Source organism: Pseudonocardia sp. Ae150A_Ps1, from assembly GCF_001932315.1.
Classification (GTDB): domain Bacteria; phylum Actinomycetota; class Actinomycetes; order Mycobacteriales; family Pseudonocardiaceae; genus Pseudonocardia.
Window position 1 is genome coordinate 4,150,953 of record NZ_MCIJ01000001.1, and the last position, 15,614, is coordinate 4,166,566.

Annotated in this window: 17 protein-coding genes and 1 tRNA gene; 9 read left to right on the forward strand and 9 right to left on the reverse strand. The window is 73.2% G+C overall.

Annotation, left to right across the window (positions count from 1 at the left end; genetic code table 11):
- Positions 1–5: 5 nt before the first annotated feature.
- The 4 genes from efeB to Ae150APs1_RS19475 form a co-directional block, all read right to left on the reverse strand.
- On the reverse strand, positions 6–1,232 hold the full coding sequence (gene efeB / locus Ae150APs1_RS19460; protein WP_075299456.1) for an iron uptake transporter deferrochelatase/peroxidase subunit: 1,227 nt from the start codon (positions 1,230–1,232) through the stop codon (positions 6–8).
- The gene (efeO, locus tag Ae150APs1_RS19465; protein ID WP_010242927.1) at positions 1,229–2,368 is read right to left on the reverse strand and encodes an iron uptake system protein EfeO; all 1,140 of its coding nucleotides are present in this window, start codon (positions 2,366–2,368) and stop codon (positions 1,229–1,231) included. The genes efeB and efeO overlap by 4 nt, the downstream gene beginning before the upstream one ends.
- Before the next feature lie 41 nt (positions 2,369–2,409).
- On the reverse strand, positions 2,410–3,240 hold the full coding sequence (gene efeU, locus Ae150APs1_RS19470) for an iron uptake transporter permease EfeU (RefSeq protein ID WP_075299458.1): 831 nt from the start codon (positions 3,238–3,240) through the stop codon (positions 2,410–2,412).
- Positions 3,241–3,389: 149 nt separating this feature from the next.
- A complete protein-coding gene (locus Ae150APs1_RS19475; RefSeq protein ID WP_060576322.1) occupies positions 3,390–3,815 on the reverse strand; it encodes a tetratricopeptide repeat protein in 426 nt (141 codons plus the stop codon).
- A gap of 141 nt (positions 3,816–3,956) precedes the next feature.
- On the opposite strand from Ae150APs1_RS19475, the gene eno reads away from it, so the two are divergent.
- From eno to Ae150APs1_RS19490, 3 genes are all read left to right on the forward strand, one after another.
- Positions 3,957–5,252 (forward strand): phosphopyruvate hydratase, encoded by a 1,296-nt coding sequence (eno, locus tag Ae150APs1_RS19480; protein ID WP_075299460.1) that lies wholly within the window; start codon positions 3,957–3,959, stop codon positions 5,250–5,252.
- A 155-nt stretch (positions 5,253–5,407) separates the two neighbouring features.
- Positions 5,408–6,013 (forward strand): septum formation initiator family protein, encoded by a 606-nt coding sequence (locus Ae150APs1_RS30580; protein WP_083680242.1) that lies wholly within the window; start codon positions 5,408–5,410, stop codon positions 6,011–6,013.
- A gap of 4 nt (positions 6,014–6,017) precedes the next feature.
- The gene (locus Ae150APs1_RS19490) at positions 6,018–6,545 is read left to right on the forward strand and encodes a DUF501 domain-containing protein (protein WP_075299462.1); all 528 of its coding nucleotides are present in this window, start codon (positions 6,018–6,020) and stop codon (positions 6,543–6,545) included.
- Here Ae150APs1_RS19490 and Ae150APs1_RS19495 read toward each other — a convergent pair.
- Entirely contained in the window at positions 6,542–8,197 is a 1,656-nt protein-coding gene (locus Ae150APs1_RS19495; protein WP_139316986.1) for an acyl-CoA dehydrogenase family protein, read from the reverse strand. The genes Ae150APs1_RS19490 and Ae150APs1_RS19495 overlap by 4 nt on opposite strands.
- An 85-nt stretch (positions 8,198–8,282) precedes the next feature.
- Between Ae150APs1_RS19495 and Ae150APs1_RS19500 the strand changes: the two genes are divergently transcribed.
- Positions 8,283–9,236 carry a Ppx/GppA phosphatase family protein gene (locus Ae150APs1_RS19500; protein WP_075302305.1) on the forward strand — a complete coding sequence of 318 codons (954 nt, stop codon included), beginning with the start codon at positions 8,283–8,285 and terminating at the stop codon, positions 9,234–9,236.
- Positions 9,233–9,967, forward strand: a complete 735-nt coding sequence (locus tag Ae150APs1_RS19505; RefSeq protein WP_075299464.1) for a uracil-DNA glycosylase — start codon at positions 9,233–9,235, stop codon at positions 9,965–9,967. The genes Ae150APs1_RS19500 and Ae150APs1_RS19505 overlap by 4 nt, the downstream gene beginning before the upstream one ends.
- A 104-nt stretch (positions 9,968–10,071) precedes the next feature.
- Here the strand turns inward: Ae150APs1_RS19505 and Ae150APs1_RS19510 are convergent, their stop codons facing one another.
- Positions 10,072–10,890, reverse strand: a complete 819-nt coding sequence (locus tag Ae150APs1_RS19510; protein ID WP_075299466.1) for a class I SAM-dependent methyltransferase — start codon at positions 10,888–10,890, stop codon at positions 10,072–10,074.
- A 32-nt stretch (positions 10,891–10,922) separates the two neighbouring features.
- Here Ae150APs1_RS19510 and Ae150APs1_RS19515 point away from each other — a divergent pair.
- The 3 genes from Ae150APs1_RS19515 to Ae150APs1_RS19525 all read left to right on the forward strand — a co-directional run bounded on the left by Ae150APs1_RS19515 (position 10,923) and on the right by Ae150APs1_RS19525 (position 12,278).
- Positions 10,923–10,995: transfer RNA gene (locus Ae150APs1_RS19515), tRNA-Leu, on the forward strand.
- A 122-nt stretch (positions 10,996–11,117) separates the two neighbouring features.
- On the forward strand, positions 11,118–11,804 hold the full coding sequence (locus Ae150APs1_RS19520) for a methylenetetrahydrofolate reductase (protein ID WP_212567233.1): 687 nt from the start codon (positions 11,118–11,120) through the stop codon (positions 11,802–11,804).
- 177 nt (positions 11,805–11,981) lie between these two features.
- Entirely contained in the window at positions 11,982–12,278 is a 297-nt protein-coding gene (locus Ae150APs1_RS19525) for a DUF1905 domain-containing protein (protein ID WP_075302307.1), read from the forward strand.
- 352 nt (positions 12,279–12,630) lie between these two features.
- Here Ae150APs1_RS19525 and Ae150APs1_RS19530 read toward each other — a convergent pair whose 3' ends face one another.
- The 3 genes from Ae150APs1_RS19530 to Ae150APs1_RS19540 form a co-directional block, all read right to left on the reverse strand.
- Positions 12,631–13,332, reverse strand: a complete 702-nt coding sequence (locus tag Ae150APs1_RS19530; protein ID WP_075299468.1) for a class I SAM-dependent methyltransferase — start codon at positions 13,330–13,332, stop codon at positions 12,631–12,633.
- A gap of 221 nt (positions 13,333–13,553) precedes the next feature.
- Positions 13,554–14,105 carry a dihydrofolate reductase family protein gene (locus tag Ae150APs1_RS19535; RefSeq protein ID WP_010242951.1) on the reverse strand — a complete coding sequence of 184 codons (552 nt, stop codon included), beginning with the start codon at positions 14,103–14,105 and terminating at the stop codon, positions 13,554–13,556.
- 30 nt (positions 14,106–14,135) lie between these two features.
- Complete coding sequence (locus tag Ae150APs1_RS19540; protein ID WP_083680243.1) at positions 14,136–14,867, reverse strand: FMN-binding negative transcriptional regulator; 732 nt, start codon at positions 14,865–14,867, stop codon at positions 14,136–14,138.
- 190 nt (positions 14,868–15,057) lie between these two features.
- On the opposite strand from Ae150APs1_RS19540, the gene Ae150APs1_RS19545 reads away from it, so the two are divergent.
- The gene (locus Ae150APs1_RS19545) at positions 15,058–15,609 is read left to right on the forward strand and encodes a dihydrofolate reductase family protein (RefSeq protein ID WP_075299470.1); all 552 of its coding nucleotides are present in this window, start codon (positions 15,058–15,060) and stop codon (positions 15,607–15,609) included.
- Positions 15,610–15,614 lie beyond the last annotated feature (5 nt).

The following is a 15,614-nucleotide window of genomic DNA, read 5'->3' on the forward strand; positions in this document are numbered from 1 at the left end:
CGGGATCACGCCAGCAGTGAACGGCCCCAGTAGTCGTCGCCGTCCTGCAGGCCGGGCGGGACGGCGAACACGGCCGACCCGGTGTGCTCCAGGTACTCGCTGAGCGTGTCGGAGCGGGCGAGCCTGCGCTGCACGGGGACGAACTGGCGCTGCGGGTCGCGCACGAACGCGACGAAGAACAGGCCCGCGTCGAGGTGGCCGCGGCCGTCCGAGCCGTCGACGAAGTTGTAGCCGCGGCGCAGCATCCGCACCCCGCCGTTCTCCTGCGCGGAGGCCAGCCGGATGTGGCTGTCGTCGGGGATGACCGGGTCCTCCGGGCCCGTCGCGGCCAGGTCGGCGAGGTCGAACTCGGCCGTCCCGGTCAGCGGGGCACCCTCTCCCTTGTCCCGGCCGATGATCTGCTGCTGCTCGTCGAGGTTGGTCCGGTCCCAGGTCTCGATGTGCATCCGGATCCGGCGCGCCACGAGGTAGGAACCGCCGCGGAGCCAGGCCGGGCCCTCGTCGCCGATCCAGACGTGCTCGTCGAGCAGGTCGGGCTCCTCGGCCTTGAGGTTGTTGGTGCCGTCCTTGAACCCGAACAGGTTGCGCGGGGTGGCCTGCCCCGTCGACGTCGAGGACGTCCGCCCGAACCCCAGCTGTGACCAGCGGACCTCGGTGACGCCGAAGCCGTCGCGTACGAGGTTCCGGATCGCGTGCACGGCGACCTGCGGGTCGTCGGCGCAGGCCTGGATGCACAGGTCCCCACCCGACCGGGCCGGGTCGAGCTGGTCGCCCTGGAACCGGGGCAGCTCGGCGAGCGGGGCCGGGCGCCGGTCCGGGATCCCGAGCTTGGTGAACAGCGACGGCCCGACGCCGAAGGTCAGCGTCAGCGAGGCCGCCGCCAGCCCGAGCGCCTCCCCCGTGTCGGCGGGGGCGACGTAGCGGTTGGCCGGGACGGCGCCGCCGTCGGTGGTCTCCAGCCCGGCCGTCATCCGTTCCGCGGCCGTCGTCCACCGCCGCAGGAGGTCCCGGACGGTGTCCCGGTCCGTGCTGGTCAGGTCGAGCGCCACGAAGTGCAGCCGGTCCTGGGCCGGGGTGACGATCCCGGCCTGCCGGCCGCCGCGGAACCCGACCATGCGTGCGCCGGGGGCACCCGCGCCGGCCAGGCCGTACGCGGCGGCACCCGCGCCGGCCAGTGCCACGCCGGCACCGGCCAGCCCGAACGCCTGCCGCCGGGAGAGCCGGGCACTCATGTGGTGACGGTTCCGGCGACCTTGCTGACCGGCTCGGAGAGGGCGTCGACCGCCGCGCTCATCTTCTTGATGTCCTCGGGGGTCAGCGCGGTGTAGAGCACGTAGCCGTCACCGGAGCGGTAGCCCTGCAGCAGGGTGTCGACGGCCTGGAAGCGCTCGTCGAGCACCGGGCCCAGTGCGGGGTCCTTGGCATCGATCACCGGGCGCAGCGCCGCGACCGCGGCCTGCGAGCCCTCCACGTTCGCCTGGAAGTCCCACAGGTCGGTGTGCGAGTAGCGGTCCTCCTCGCCGGTGATCTTGCCGGTGGCGACCTCGTCGAGGAGCTCCTTGGCGCCGTTCGCCAGCTGCACGGGCGTGAGCACGACGGTCGTCGTGCGGGTCGCGAGGTCGCCGACGTCGGCCGTGAGCTGGTCGGCGACGGCGGGCGAGTCCGGCTGCAGTCCGGTCACCCAGAGGTCCTTCTCCAGCCGGTGGTACCCGGTGAAACCCACGCCGGGGTCACGCTCGTCGTCCTCGCGGCCGTCGATCCTCGGGTCGATGTCGCCGAACGACTCGGCGACCGGCTCGATCCGCTCCCAGTAGGTCCGCGCGACCGGGTACAGCGCCTTCGCCTTCTCCACGTCGCCCGCCTTGACGGCGTCGGCGAACTCCTGCGTCTTCGGGACGAGCGCCCCGACCTGGGAGGCGACGTACCGCGAGTAGCCGGCGGTGGCCTCGGCGAGCCGGGCGTCGGAGTCGGTGGAGCGGGCGACCGACCCGGTGACGGTGAAGGGTGCCCGGATGCCGTCGCCGGACATGCCCGGCTTGCAGGCGGTCGTGTAGGACCCGCCGTCCGGGACCTCGACGATCAGGTCGCGGGACAGCCCCGGGCCGATGTTCTCGACCTCCCCCATGATCCGGTCACCGGTGCCGTAGAGGTAGAACTCGGTGACCTTGGAGCCGGCGTTGGTGACCCGGAAGGTGATGTTCCCGGCGGGGGCCTCGGCGGTCGCCACCTCGCACGCGGTGTCGGTGTTGTTCACCTCGATCGGGCCGCCCTCACCCGCCGCCGTGGGCGCGGTGGAGGTGCAACCGGCCAGGACGGCGACGGCGGCGAGGGATGCGAGGCCGGTGGCCGTGCGCATCTGCGGGGACATGACTCTCCTGCGGGGCGAGAAGGTGCCGGGGGCGGAACGGGTCACGAGGTGGTGGAGGGCGTACGGCGCGCGGGACGGCGGGCCGGGCGCAGGAACAGCACCAGGACCACCACGACGTAGACGGACCAGACGACGGCCTCCAGCACGGTCGTCTGCGGGGAGAAGTTGAAGATCCCCTTCAGCACGGTGCCGTACCAGGAGTCCGGCGGGACGGCCGCGCTGACGTCGAAGGCGAGGGTGGTGAGGCCGGGTAGAATCCCGGCCTCCTGCAGGTCGTGGACGCCGTAGGCGAGGATCCCGGCGGCGACGAAGACCAGCAGGAACCCGGTGACGGTGAAGAACCGCCCGAGGCCGATCCGCAGCGCCCCCCGGTAGATCAGGTAGGCGATGGTCACGGCGATCGCGATCCCGATCAGGAACCCGGCCAGGGGGCCCGCGGTCTCGCCGGCGGCCTGCGCGGCGGCGAAGAAGAAGACCGCGGTCTCCAGCCCCTCCCGGCCGACGGCCAGCGCGGCCACGACGACGACGGCCCACGGCCCCATCGCGACCGCCCGGTCCAGCTTCCCCTCCAGCTCGGCCGACAGCGTGCGCCCGTGCGACCGCATCCAGAAGATCATCCAGGTGACGAAGCCGACCGCGAGGATCGACAGCGAGCCGCCGAGCGCCTCCTGCGCCTCGAACGTGAGCGCCTGCTGGGTCAGGGTGAGCCCGAGCGTGACCCCGACGCTGACGACGACGGCGGCCCCGACACCCAGCCAGACCCGCGGCAGCTCCGCGCGGCGCCCCGTGCGGACGAGGAAGGCGACCAGGATCGCGACGACGAGCGAGGCCTCCAGGCCTTCGCGCAACCCGATCAGGGCGTTTCCGAGCATGACGGGCCGCTCCTCGGACCTCTCGTCGCTGTCGGCAGACGCGAGGCCAGGGTGCGCTGCCCGGCGCGAAGGCTAACCTCACCGCCGATGCGGAGGAAGGGTCATGTCTGCTTCCTCCCGTAAGATCCCCGGAGCGCCGTTCGTGCTGGTCAGGACCTCGGGTCCGACGGCCGGTCGCCGCTCAGCGCGATCCGTGCGCGGATCTCCCCGAGCGCCTCCTGGTACTCCGGGCGGGGGTCCATCGCGGACGCGATCTTGAGCTGTGTCTCGGCCTCGGTCAGCCGCCCCTGCCGCTGCAGGGTCTTCCCGAGCGCGAACCGCGCGTAGTGGTCCGCCGGTTCGATCTCGATCACCCGGTGGAACGCCGCCTCGGCCTTCCGCAGCTGAGCCGAGTCCAGATAGGCCCGCCCGGCCAGCAGGTGCACCGAGGCGTCGGTGGAGTCGGCCGGATCACCGGGGCGGAGGGCGGTCCGCAGCGCGTCCAGGGCCTCGAGCGGCCGGTGCCGGGAGAGCAGCTGGTCGGCGCGCCGGAAGGCGGCGACCGGGTCCGGGGAGTTCGCGCGGGGACTGCTCATGGTCACCCCACGTTAGGTGTGATCCAACGGCAACGCGAGGCTTGACAGCGCGCCGAGGGTGACCAGCGCATCCCCCGCGCCCCCGCGGTCGATGACTACGCTGGCGCACCGGACGCGACCCCCATGAGAACAGGAGTCACGGTGGCGGTCATCGAGCAGGTCGGGGCACGCGAGATCCTCGATTCGCGGGGCAACCCGACGGTGGAGGTCGAGGTCGCACTGGACGACGGCACGCTGGCGCGTGCCGCGGTCCCGTCGGGCGCCTCGACCGGAGAGCACGAGGCCGTCGAGCTGCGCGACGGCGACAAGAACCGGTACGGCGGGAAGGGTGTCGAGAAGGCCGTCGCGGCCGTCCTCGACGAGATCGGCCCGGAGCTCGTCGGTGTCGAGGCGGTCGACCAGCGGCTGGTCGACCAGCGTCTCGTCGACCTCGACGGCACCCCGGACAAGTCGAAGTTCGGCGCGAACGCGCTCCTGGGCGTCTCGCTGGCGGTGGCGAAGGCCGGCGCCGAGTCGTCCGGGCTGGAGCTGTTCCGGTACGTCGGCGGCTCCAACGCGCACGTCCTGCCGGTCCCGATGATGAACATCCTCAACGGTGGTGCGCACGCCGACACCTCCGTCGACGTGCAGGAGTTCATGATCGCGCCGATCGGCGCGGAGACCTTCCGCGAGGCGCTGCGCTGGGGTGCCGAGTGCTACCACGCGCTGAAGTCGGAGCTGAAGGACAAGGGCCTCTCGACCGGCCTCGGCGACGAGGGCGGGTTCGCCCCCGACGTCAAGGGCGGCACCCGCGGGGCGCTGGACCTGATCGCGGCGGCCGTGCAGCGGGCGGGCTACACCCTGGGCACCGACGTCGTGCTGGCCCTCGACGTCGCCGCGACCGAGTTCCACTCCGAGGGCAGGTACGCCTTCGAGGGCAAGAAGCTGACCGCGGACAAGCTCGCCGAGGTCTGGCGCGAGCTCGTCGACGCCTACCCGCTGGTGTCCATCGAGGACCCGCTGGACGAGAACGACTGGGACGGCTGGGTCGCGCTGACCGAGGCGGTCGGGGACAAGGTGCAGCTGGTCGGCGACGACCTGTTCGTCACCAACCCGGAGCGGCTGGAGGACGGCATCGCCCGCGGCGCCGCGAACGCGCTGCTGGTGAAGGTCAACCAGATCGGCACCCTGTCGGAGACCCTCGATGCGGTGACGATGGCGCACAACGCGGGGTACCGCTGCATGATGAGCCACCGTTCCGGGGAGACCGAGGACGTCACCATCGCGGACCTGGCCGTCGCGACCGGTTGCGGTCAGATCAAGACCGGCGCCCCGGCCCGGTCCGAGCGGGTGGCGAAGTACAACCAGCTGCTGCGCATCGAGGAGCTCCTCGGCGACGCCGCCCGCTACAACGGCGAGCTGGCGTTCCCGCGCTACGTGGTGCCCGGCCAGGCCTGAGCGGCCGGGACCCGCGGATCCGGGTGCCGTGTCGAGGTCTCCTCGGCGCGGCACCCGGACCGACGCCCGATCGGGCGGCATCCTGGGGGTGACGCACACGCTGCGGCACCATCGGGCCGGTCCGGGGTGCCGGCCGGACCGGGGGAGGGGAACGCATGGGCGAACGGCGCAGCCGCAGTCGTGACACGCGGGCGCGTGCCACCGGGGCCGGCCGGAGCCGGGCCGCGGCCACGCCGCGGACGTCGCCCTCCCGCTCGTCGGGGGCCCGGAACGGGGACCGGTCCCGCAGCGCGTCCGGACGCTCCCGTCCGGCCGGGCCGCCCTCGGCGCGGCCGCGGCTGACCCGGGCCCGCTCGAAGGCCGGCGAGGTCGTCGCCCGCACCACCGGCCTGCTCGGGCTGTCGTCGACCAAACGGGCCGCGATCCTCGCGATCGTCGTCTGCGCGCTGGCGCTCACCGTGGCCGTCCCGCTGCACAACTTCGTGGCCCAGCGCCAGGAGCTGGCCGCCGTGTCCGAGCAGCAGCAGGCGCTCGAGGCCGACGTCGCCCGGCTGTCGGCGGACCGTGCGCGGCTGTCCGACCCCGCCGAGGTGCAGGCGCAGGCGCGCACCCGGCTCGGGATGGTCCAGCCCGGCGAGACCCCCTACGTCGTGCAGTTCCCGGTCCCGCAGGACCCGGCGCCCGAGGACGGGCAGGCCGAGCCCGGCGTGCCCTGGTTCCACACCCTGTGGGACGACGTCTCGGGCGAGCAACGACGATGAGACCGTGAACGTCTCGCAGGACCCCCGTCCCCCCGGCCTGGAAGCCGGCCCCGTGGCACAGGCCGACCTCGACGCCGTCGCCCGGCAGCTCGGACGTGCCCCGCGCGGGATCCTCGCCGTCGCCTACCGCTGCCCGTCCGGGCACCCGGCGGTCGTGCAGACGGCGCCGCGGTTGCCGGACGGCACCCCGTTCCCGACGCTCTACTACCTGACCTGCCCGCGGCTCTCGTCCCGGATCGGGACGCTCGAGGCCGAGGGGCGCATGAAGGAGATGCAGGACCGGCTCGCCGTCGACCCGGACCTCGCGGACGCGTACCGGCGGGCCCACGAGCAGTACCTGGCCGAGCGCGACGCGATCGAGCTGCTGTCCACCCATCCGGACGTCACCGCCGGCGGGATGCCGGACCGGGTGAAGTGCCTCCACGTGCACGTCGCGCACGCGCTCGCCGTCGGGTCCGGGGTGAATCCCTTCGGGGACGAGGCGATCGCCGAACTCGGGGCGTGGTGGCTGCCCGCCGGGGAGTGCTCCTAGCGCCCGGGCATCGCCCGCTCGAGGAGGGTGCCGACCGCGTCCGACCCGGGACGGGTGCCCGCGGTGCGCAGCGGGCCGTCGCCGTCCAGCCGGGTGGCGAGCAGGACGTCGGCCACCGCGGCCGGCGCGTGCCGCACCACGAGCGAGCCCTGCAGCGCCAGCGCCGCCAGCTCCGCGAGCCGGCGGGCCCGGCGCTCCTGCGGAGCAGCCAGCTCGGCCCGCAGGGCGGCGATCACGGCGTCCAGCCGCGGGTCGCTCCCCGCGCCGAGGTCGATCTCGGCCAGCAGCGCGTCGACGGCGGCGGGCTCGCGGGCGATCGCGCGCAGCAGGTCGAGGGCGGTCACGTTGCCCGATCCCTCCCAGATCGAGTTGAGCGGCGCCTCGCGGTAGAGCCGCGGCAGGTCGGACTCCTCGACGTAGCCGTTGCCGCCCAGGCACTCCAGCACCTCCGCGACCGCGGCCGAGGTCCGCTTGCACACCAGGTACTTCGCCGCGGGCAGCGCGAGACGCAGCAGCGCCGTCTCGCCCCGGTCGACGGCCCCGGCCAGCCGGAGCGCCAGCACCGTCGCGGCCTCGGACTCGGCCGCGAGCTCGGCGACCACCTCCCGCATCAGCGGCTGGTCGGCCAGCCGGGCGCCGAACGCCGACCGGTGCGCCACGTGGTGCGCGGCCTCGGTCACCGCTGCCCGCTGGGTCCCCGCGGCGCCGAGGACGCAGTCCAGCCGGGTCATCGAGACCATCTCGATGATCGTCCGGACGCCGCGGCCCTCCTCGCCGACCCGCCACCCGGCGGCACCGGAGTACTCGATCTCCGACGACGCGTTGGACCGGTTCCCGAGCTTGTCCTTGAGGCGCTGGAGCCGGATGGCGTTGCGCGTGCCGTCCGGCAGGACGCGGGGCAGCACGAGGCAGGTCAGCCCGCCCGGGGCCTGCGCGAGGGTGAGGAACAGGTCGTTCATCGGGGCGCTGGTGAACCACTTGTGACCGGTGAGGCGGTAGCTGCCGTCCGGCTGCGGGACGGCGACGGTGCTCCCGGACCGGACGTCGGACCCGCCCTGCTTCTCGGTCATCGACATACCCGCGAGCAGCCCGGACTTGGTCGCGGGATCGGCCAGGCCCGGCTCGTAGCTGCGCGAGGTCAGCCCCGGCAGGTACGCCGCGGCGAGCTCGGGGGCGTGCTGCAGCGCGGGCACCGCGGCGTAGGTCATCGAGATCGGGCAGAGGTGGCCCTGCTCGACCTGGGAGTGGAGGTAGAACCCGGCGGCCCGGGTGACGTGCGCGCCGGTGCCGGGTGCGGCGGCCCACGGCGCGGCCGCGAGGCCGTGCCCGACGCTGACCCGCATCAGCTCGTGCCAGGACGGGTGGAACCCGACCTCGTCGATCCGGTGCCCGGTGCGGTCGTGGGTGTGCAGCTCGGGCTCGTGCGCGTTCGCCGCGCGGGCGTGCTCGCGGTGCGCGGCGGTGCCGATCCGCTCGGCGAGCGACTCCAGCGCGGCCCGGTCACCGCCCTCCCGGTCCGACGCCTCGACGACGGCCGGGTCCGCGCCCAGCAGGTCGCCGTCCGCGCGGGGCGGGACCTGGTTCGTCACCTCGTGGGTGCCCAGGTCGGACAGCGGTGCAGGGATCCCCGGCCGGGTGTGCGTCGTCGTCACTACTCGAGGGTAACCCGGCCTGGCCGCCCGGTCCGAGGCTTCCGCGTACGGTGAGCGCGACCGTTCCTCGACGCTGGGAGTGCCGATGTCGCGGGTGGCCGCCATCGACTGCGGGACCAACTCGATCCGCCTGCTCGTCGCCGACGTCACCGAGGCGTTCGACGGCCGCAAGGAGCTGCGTGACCTGCACCGCGAGATGCGGATCGTGCGGCTCGGCAAGGGCGTCGACGCGACCGGCAGGCTCGACCCGGAAGCCCTCGAACGGACCCGCGCCGCGCTCGTCGACTACGCCGTCGCCGCCCGCCGCAAGGGCGCCGAGCGGGTGCGGATGGTCGCGACCTCCGCGACCCGCGACGCGTCCAACCGCGAGGACTTCTTCGCGATGGTGCGCGACACCCTCGGCGTCGAGGCCGAGATCATCACGGGCGACGAGGAGGCCCGGCTGTCGTTCGTCGGCGCGGTCGGCGACCTCGAACCGGACGACGGCCCGTTCGTCGTGACCGACGTCGGCGGCGGCTCGACCGAGGTCGTCGTGGGGGAGCTGCGCGACGGTGTCGCCGAGGTGACCGCGGCGAAGTCGGTGGACATGGGATCGGTACGGCTGACCGAGCGGTGCCTGCCGTCGGACCCGCCGTCGGAGTCCGAGATCGCCGCCGCCCGCGCGGTCGCCGCCGAGGTGCTGTCGTCGGCGTTCGAGGCGGTGCCGGTCGAGGGCGTCCGTACCTGGGTCGGCGTCGCCGGGACCATCACCTCGCTCTCGGCGATCGCCCAGGAGCTCCCCGCCTACGACCGCGACCAGGTGCACAACTCCACGCTGACCCGCGAGGAGCTGCACCGCGTCGCGGACCTGCTCGTCCACTCGTCGCGCTCGGAGCGGGAGAAGCACGGGTCGCTGCACCCGGGACGGGTCGACGTCATCGGGGCGGGCTCGCTGGTCGTGCAGGCCCTCGCCGACGAGCTGCACACCCGCGCGGGCGTCGGATCCGTGGTCGTGTCCGAGCACGACATCCTGGACGGCATCGCGCGCTCGATCGCATGACCCGGGACCTGCCCGGCCCGCTCGACCTCCTCGACCGGGACATCTCCGAGTGCCGGGCGTGCCCGCGGCTGGTCGAGTGGCGGGAACGGGTCGCCGTCGAGAAGCGGGCAGCGTTCCGCGACCAGACCTACTGGGGACGCCCGGTGCCCGGCTTCGGCCCGCCGGACGCCCGGATGCTGATCATCGGACTCGCACCCGCCGCGCACGGCGCGAACCGGACCGGCCGGATGTTCACCGGGGACCGCAGCGGCGACGTGCTGTACGCGGGGCTGCACGCCGTCGGGCTCGCGTCGCAGCCCACGGCCACGCACATCGGGGACGGGCTCGAGCTGTACGGCGTCCGGATCACCGCCCCGGTGCACTGCGCGCCACCCGCGAACAAGCCGACGCCCGCCGAGCGCGACACCTGCCGGGGCTGGCTGGAACGCGAGCTGGACCTGCTCGCCCCGACCGTCCGCTCGATCATGGTGCTCGGCGGCTTCGGGTGGCAGGCGCTGCTGCCCGTCCTCGCCGGCGTGGGCTGGACGGTGCCCCGCCCGGCGCCGAGGTTCGGGCACGGGGCGTCGGTGACCCTGCATCCCGCGGACGACGACCGGGAGCCGCTGGCGCTCGTCGGCTGCTACCACGTGAGCCAGCAGAACACCTTCACCGGACGCCTGACCCCGGCGATGCTGGAGCAGGTCCTGGCCGACACCGCCCGCGCCGCAGGACTCTCCCCGGCCGGACGATGACCCGTCCGGCCCCGTCCGATCCTCGCCGAGATGCAGCTCGGCGTCGTCCGATGATCCACACATCGCGCTGAGCCGCATCTCGGCGAGGATCTGCGTCGCGGGGCTCAGCCGGTGGTGAAGCGGTGCAGCCGCATCGCGTCCTGCAGCGCCGGCAGGTGGCCGGCGGCGGAGAGCAGCGGCCGCAGCCAGATCCTCGGCTCCACGAGCGTCACCTCGTCGTAGACCGACACGTCGTCGCGCTCCCGCAGGCGCGGGTGCCGGTGCGCGAACCCTGCCGGGTCCCAGCCCCAGCGGAACTCGGTGCCGAGGGCGCGGAAGGTCGGCGTCCAGCGGGACACCCCGACCGTCCAGGGCGCGACGGCGTCGAACGCCAGCACCGACCGTGGCGTGCCCTGCACGACCCGGTCGACCGTGGCGTGCACGTCCTCCGGCGGGACGTACATGAACAGCCCCTCGGCGACCACCAGCGTGGGCCGGGCGGGATCGACGGCGTCCCACCAGTCGTCGTCGGTGATCGACCCCGGGACCTGCAGGACGTGGCCGGGGAGGTCGTAGAGGCGGCCCCGGACGTCCATGACCTCGGGCTGGTCGACGTCGAGCCAGCGGCCCGACTCCGGCACCCCGACCCGCAGCGGACGGCTGTCCAGGCCACAGCCCAGGTGCAGGACCTGGCCGCTCGGTTCGGCGTCGAGGAACTCGCGGGTCCAGCGGTCCAGCATCGCGGAGCGGCAGGCGATGGTGGAGACGTCCCCGGTGAACTGCCAGAGCCCCCCGACGTCGTGCTCGATGCGGTCCCAGACCTCCTCGGCGTACGGGTCGCCCAGGATCGGGCGCCGGGACCGGGCGTCCTGGCGTCGCATGTAGAGGGTCAGGAGCAGGGTGGCCGCGGCTCCGCGCAGGTCCACCTTCTCGGTGCTCGTCATCCCGGCCTCCCGCCTGGATAGGCTGGTGCGGCGCCCCCGTAGCCCAACGGCAGAGGCAGGCCCCTTAAAAGGGTCCCAGTGTCGGTTCGAGTCCGACCGGGGGCACCCCGATCCGGCCCCTTTATGGTCCATCCATGACCGACGGGTTCCGGATCATCTGCTAGATCGAGCCGCCGACGAGGTCCGATCTGACGCACGCCCGCCACCAGATCGGTGTCCTGAGCCCCGTGTCGGACTCCTTCCTGATCCCCGACAACCACATCGGTCGAGCGACGGTGTCGAGCATCGCGGTGGCCAACGAGGTCCAGGCCATGGGCGGGAACAGCATCGCCTGCGTGAACTCCCGTGATCGCAACCTGCTCGGCTTCCGGAGAGACCTCCTGACTGCTGCCGCCTACGGGGTGGACCAGTTCCTGTTCGTGCAGGGCGACAAGCCGTCGGTCGGAGACCGCACGGGAGAGCTGAAGGTGCGGACCATGGTCGAGGAGGCGCGTGCGGCGACCGACCAGGACCAGTTCGCGGGCGTCGACCCGTTCCGGCTCGGCGTGACTGCCGGCCATCGTCGCCGGATGGCGACCTGGAAGCAGGCGGCCGACTTCGTGGTCGTCCAGATCGGCTACTCCGTCGACGCGTTCCTGCGGTGGCGCGACGCCAACCCGACCGACCTTCCCGTCTACGCCGGGGTCATGGTCCTTGCGAGCGCCGGGATGGCGACGAGACTCCGGGAGAGCATCCCTGACATCGAGATCCCGGACGACCTGGTCGACCGCGTCTCGAGCAGTCCAGGCGCAGGCGTCGATGCGGCGTGCGAGCAGATCCAGGCGCTGCGTGACACCGGAGCATTCGCCGGGGCGCATCTCGTGCCGGTCAGCCGCTTCCGTGAGACGGCGGCGCAGCTCGAACGACAGCGATAGCTCGTGTCGAACAGGTGCTGATGTCCGGTACCGGATCCGCCTCGCGAAGACAACCCGCCGGGGATCAGGGGTCCTCCCACAAGAGTCGGGCCCCGATGAGTCTCCTGCCCCGTGCCGGTCTCCCGGTCCGTACGGGCCACGCGCAGCCCGGACGAGCCGTCCGACGAGGAGACCGCCATGAGCGCATCCACCACTCACGCCCTCGACCACCGGTTCACCGGCACCCTCCGGAGGAGCGACGCACCGGGTGGGTGGGTCCACCTGCGCACCGGCTGGTCCGCCGAGTTCTTCGGTACCCGGGGTCTGGTCAAGGTCCGGGGCACGATCGACGGCCACCCGTTCCGGGGCTCCTTCATGGCGTTGGGCGACGGAACCCACAAACTGCCGGTGACCGCCGCGGTCCGCGCGGTGATCGGCAAGCAGGTGGGCGACACCGTCACCGTCCACCTGGAGGAGCGCCTCGAACGTCGGTGAACGTCCCGCGGCGCGTTCCGCGGAACGCAGCCCCTCGCCGAGATGCAGCTCAGCGTCGTCCGGAGATCCGCGATTCGCGCTGAGCCGCATCTCGGCGGGAGCCGGACGTGCCCGGACGGTCGGCCGGGCGAGCTCGGTCCCGGTGCGCTCGGACACTCCCGGGCTCTTCTCGTGCTGGCCTGCGGTCCGCCAGCTACGGCCGGCCCATGAGGATGCGTGCGAACCGCACCTCTCGCCCGCGCTGACTGTCCGACGGTCTCAGCAGCTCGAGTAGCTGCTTCGACACTCGTGGCCAGGCCCAGCGCGTCGCCGCAGGCATCCACCTGTGGAGCGCACCATGCATGATGTGCGCTCACACGGCCTCCAGGACGAGGAACAGGAAGCACAGGAACGCGCCCGACGGCATGGTCGCCACCTGGTCGGGGAACGCCTCTCGGGCGCCGTGCGCAACCGGTGGTTCGCTGACGACCGTGATCCGGAAGCCCGCCGCGGTGAAGGCATCGGTCATGGCGTGGAGCGGCCGGTGCCAGAAGGTCATCGGGGCGGTCCGGCCGCCGAGATTCCAGGTGAACGACCAGGGTCGGAGCGCGAAGTAGTCGGCGCCGGACGGGGCCTGCATCTGGCTCTGGAACGGATGGTCGACGGCCACGATGAGCCTTCCGCCGGGAACAAGGACTCGTCGCAGTTCGGTCAGCGGGCCGGACCAGTCCTCGAGGTAGTGCAGGACCAGCGACGCGATCACGTCGTCGAACGCTGCATCGGGGAACGGCAGTGGGTCGCGGAGATCGATGAGCTGTAGGGCCGCGTCGTCGCCGAGCCGACGCCGGGCGAGAGCGAGCATCGCGGAGCTGGAGTCGACGCCCGTCACGGTCGCGCCGCGGTCCCTCAGAGACGTGAGCAGGGGGCCCGACCCACAGCCGGCGTCGAGAATCCGTCGACCCCGGACGTCATCGGCCAGGTCGAGGAGAGCCGGCCGTTCGTAGTAGCCGTTCACGAGATTGTGCTCGGTCTCGGCCGTGTACGCCTCGGCGACGGCGTCGTAGTCGTTCGCCACGGGCCGACCCGACGGTCCGGAAGGATCTTGGGAGGTGTCGGGCACGCGGCCGAGCCTGGCACACCGTCCGTGGCGGTCGGTCCGCGTTCCGCGGAACGCAGTCCCTCGCCGAGATGCAGATCAGCGTCGTCCGGAGATCCGCGATTCGCGCTGAGCCGCATCTCGGCGGGAGCCGGACGTACCCGGACGGGCGGCGCGGCCGGCGGCACACCGACGCCGGGTCAGGAGTCCCTGGTCCGCACCCGGAAGCGGAGCAGTGTGACCGGCCCCGACTGCCTGTTGCCCACCGGCTCGAGGTCGATCCTGCCGAGCCCCGGGGTCGAGAACCGGACGCCGTCACCGAGCAGCACCGGCAGGACGTACACCAGGATCTCGTCCACGAGTCCCCGCCGCAGGCACTGCGAGGCCACGTCGGCCCCGAGGATCTCCAGGTCCTTCCCGCCCGCGGCGGCGCGCGCCGTGGCGACGGCCTCGTCGAGACCGCAGGTGAGGAACGTGACGCCCGGTTCCGGCTCGTCCGGCGGGCGGTGCGTCAGGACGAACACCGGCCCCCCGTCGTAGTCGGTGTCGGTGCCGCCGTGCGCCATCCGCCTGCCGACCTCGTGGGTGCCCCGGCCGGCCAGCATGGCGCCGGTGGCCTCCATGACCTCGGGGAACCCCGTCTGGGTCCGGTACTCGAGGACCCAGTCCATGGCGTCGCCGGGACCGGCGATGAAGCCGTCCAGCGACATCGCCCGGTTCACGACGACCTTGCCCGCAGCCGTGTCGCTCATACCCGTGTCGACCCGGCGCACGTCACGAACTCATCGGTCCAGGGTCGTCTCGGGGGCGGAGACCGGGAGCTGCCGGTCGTCCTCGGTCACGACCCGTCCCGCGACCGGCATGGTCCTCGCCGTGGCGAGGACCGCGAGCCTCGCGCGGAGCTCACGACCGGTGAGCGGCGACGGCGTCGGCCCCGCGGTGTCCCCGTCCGCGCGCAGGCCCGCGACGACGCCGTCGACGTCGGCGGCGGGGCGGTTCTGGCTCAGCTTGAACTTCGCGTCGATCCGCTCGATCCGGACCTCGACACCGACGACGGCACGCAGCTGGCCGCGGTAGAAGCGCTCCGGGGCGTCGTCGACCCGCCAGGGCGCCGCCCGGCCGGCCTCGTGCAGGTCGGTCAGCCGCCGTACGACGGCGTCGAGCCAGTCGACGTCGTCGTGCACGGTGACCGTGCCGCGGACGTGGGCGGTCACGTAGTTCCAGGTCGGCACGACACGGCCGTGCTCGGCCTTCGAGGCGTACCAGGACGGGCTGACGTAGGAGTCGGGACCGCGCAGGATGACCAGCCCGCGCTGCCCGTCCATCCGGGTCCAGTGGTCGTTGTTGCGGGCGAGGTGCCCCAGCAGGACGTTCTCGGCGGGGTCGTGGACGAACGGCAGCAGCGTGGCCTCCGGCCCGTCGGGACCGCAGGTGACCAGGTCCGCGGCGCCGTGCCGGGCGAGCAGCTGCTGCACGGCCTCGTCGTCGGGGGCGAAGTGGGACGGCACGTACACGGCGCTGCAGGGCTCCTCGGTCGTCGGATCGGTGACGCCGAGGATGCCCGGGCCGGTGGCCCCTGACGACGGCCGATCCCGCCGGATCCCAGGAGGCCATTGCGCGGTCCCGGCCCCGGACCGATGAGTTCCGCACCCGGCCGCGGTCCATGGGGGAGGGACGGCGCACCGTGCGCCGCGGGAGGGACGAATGGGTCGCCTGCGCTACATCGTGATCATGTCGGCGGACGGCTACCTGGCCGACCCCGACGGCCGCTACGACTGGGCGATGCCCGACGACGAGGTGCTCGCCTTCGTCACCGAACGGGAGCGCACCGCCGACACGCACCTCTACGGCCGCCGGATGTACGAGGAGATGGTGGGCTGGGAGGACGCCATCTCCGGCCGGCCCGAGCCGGACCTCGAGTTCGCCCGGACCTGGCGTGCGGCGACGAAGGTCGTCTACTCGGCGACACTGCCCGCCGTCACGACGGCCCGGACCACCCTGGAGCGCACCTTCGACCCGGTGGCGGCGCGGGCGGTCGTCGACGCCGCGCCGAACGACGCGTCGATCTCCGGCCCGACGCTCGCCGCGGCGGCGCTGCGGGCCGGCATCGTCGACGACGTCGAGCGCTACCTGGTGCCGCAGCTCGTCGGCGGTGGGCTGCGGGCGCTGCCCGACGGCGTCCGGACGGGGCTGGAGCTCGCCGGGGAGCGGCGGTTCGGCAACGGCTTCGTGTTCCTGCACTACCGGCGCAGGTAGGGGTG

Excerpts from the sequence above, each read along its gene's own strand:
- Ae150APs1_RS19545 (WP_075299470.1), top strand. The coding sequence starts at position 15,058 with ATGGGTCGCCTGCGCTACATCGTGATCATGTCGGCGGACGGCTACCTG.
- efeO (WP_010242927.1), bottom strand. The coding sequence starts at position 2,368 with ATGTCCCCGCAGATGCGCACGGCCACCGGCCTCGCATCCCTCGCCGCC.
- Ae150APs1_RS19500 (WP_075302305.1), top strand. The coding sequence starts at position 8,283 with ATGTCGCGGGTGGCCGCCATCGACTGCGGGACCAACTCGATCCGCCTG.
- Ae150APs1_RS19505 (WP_075299464.1), top strand. The coding sequence starts at position 9,233 with ATGACCCGGGACCTGCCCGGCCCGCTCGACCTCCTCGACCGGGACATC.
- efeU (WP_075299458.1), bottom strand. The coding sequence starts at position 3,240 with ATGCTCGGAAACGCCCTGATCGGGTTGCGCGAAGGCCTGGAGGCCTCG.
- Ae150APs1_RS30580 (WP_083680242.1), top strand. The coding sequence starts at position 5,408 with ATGGGCGAACGGCGCAGCCGCAGTCGTGACACGCGGGCGCGTGCCACC.
- Ae150APs1_RS19510 (WP_075299466.1), bottom strand. The coding sequence starts at position 10,890 with ATGACGAGCACCGAGAAGGTGGACCTGCGCGGAGCCGCGGCCACCCTG.
- Ae150APs1_RS19525 (WP_075302307.1), top strand. The coding sequence starts at position 11,982 with ATGAGCGCATCCACCACTCACGCCCTCGACCACCGGTTCACCGGCACC.
- Ae150APs1_RS19535 (WP_010242951.1), bottom strand. The coding sequence starts at position 14,105 with ATGAGCGACACGGCTGCGGGCAAGGTCGTCGTGAACCGGGCGATGTCG.
- Ae150APs1_RS19475 (WP_060576322.1), bottom strand. The coding sequence starts at position 3,815 with ATGAGCAGTCCCCGCGCGAACTCCCCGGACCCGGTCGCCGCCTTCCGG.
- efeB (WP_075299456.1), bottom strand. The coding sequence starts at position 1,232 with ATGAGTGCCCGGCTCTCCCGGCGGCAGGCGTTCGGGCTGGCCGGTGCC.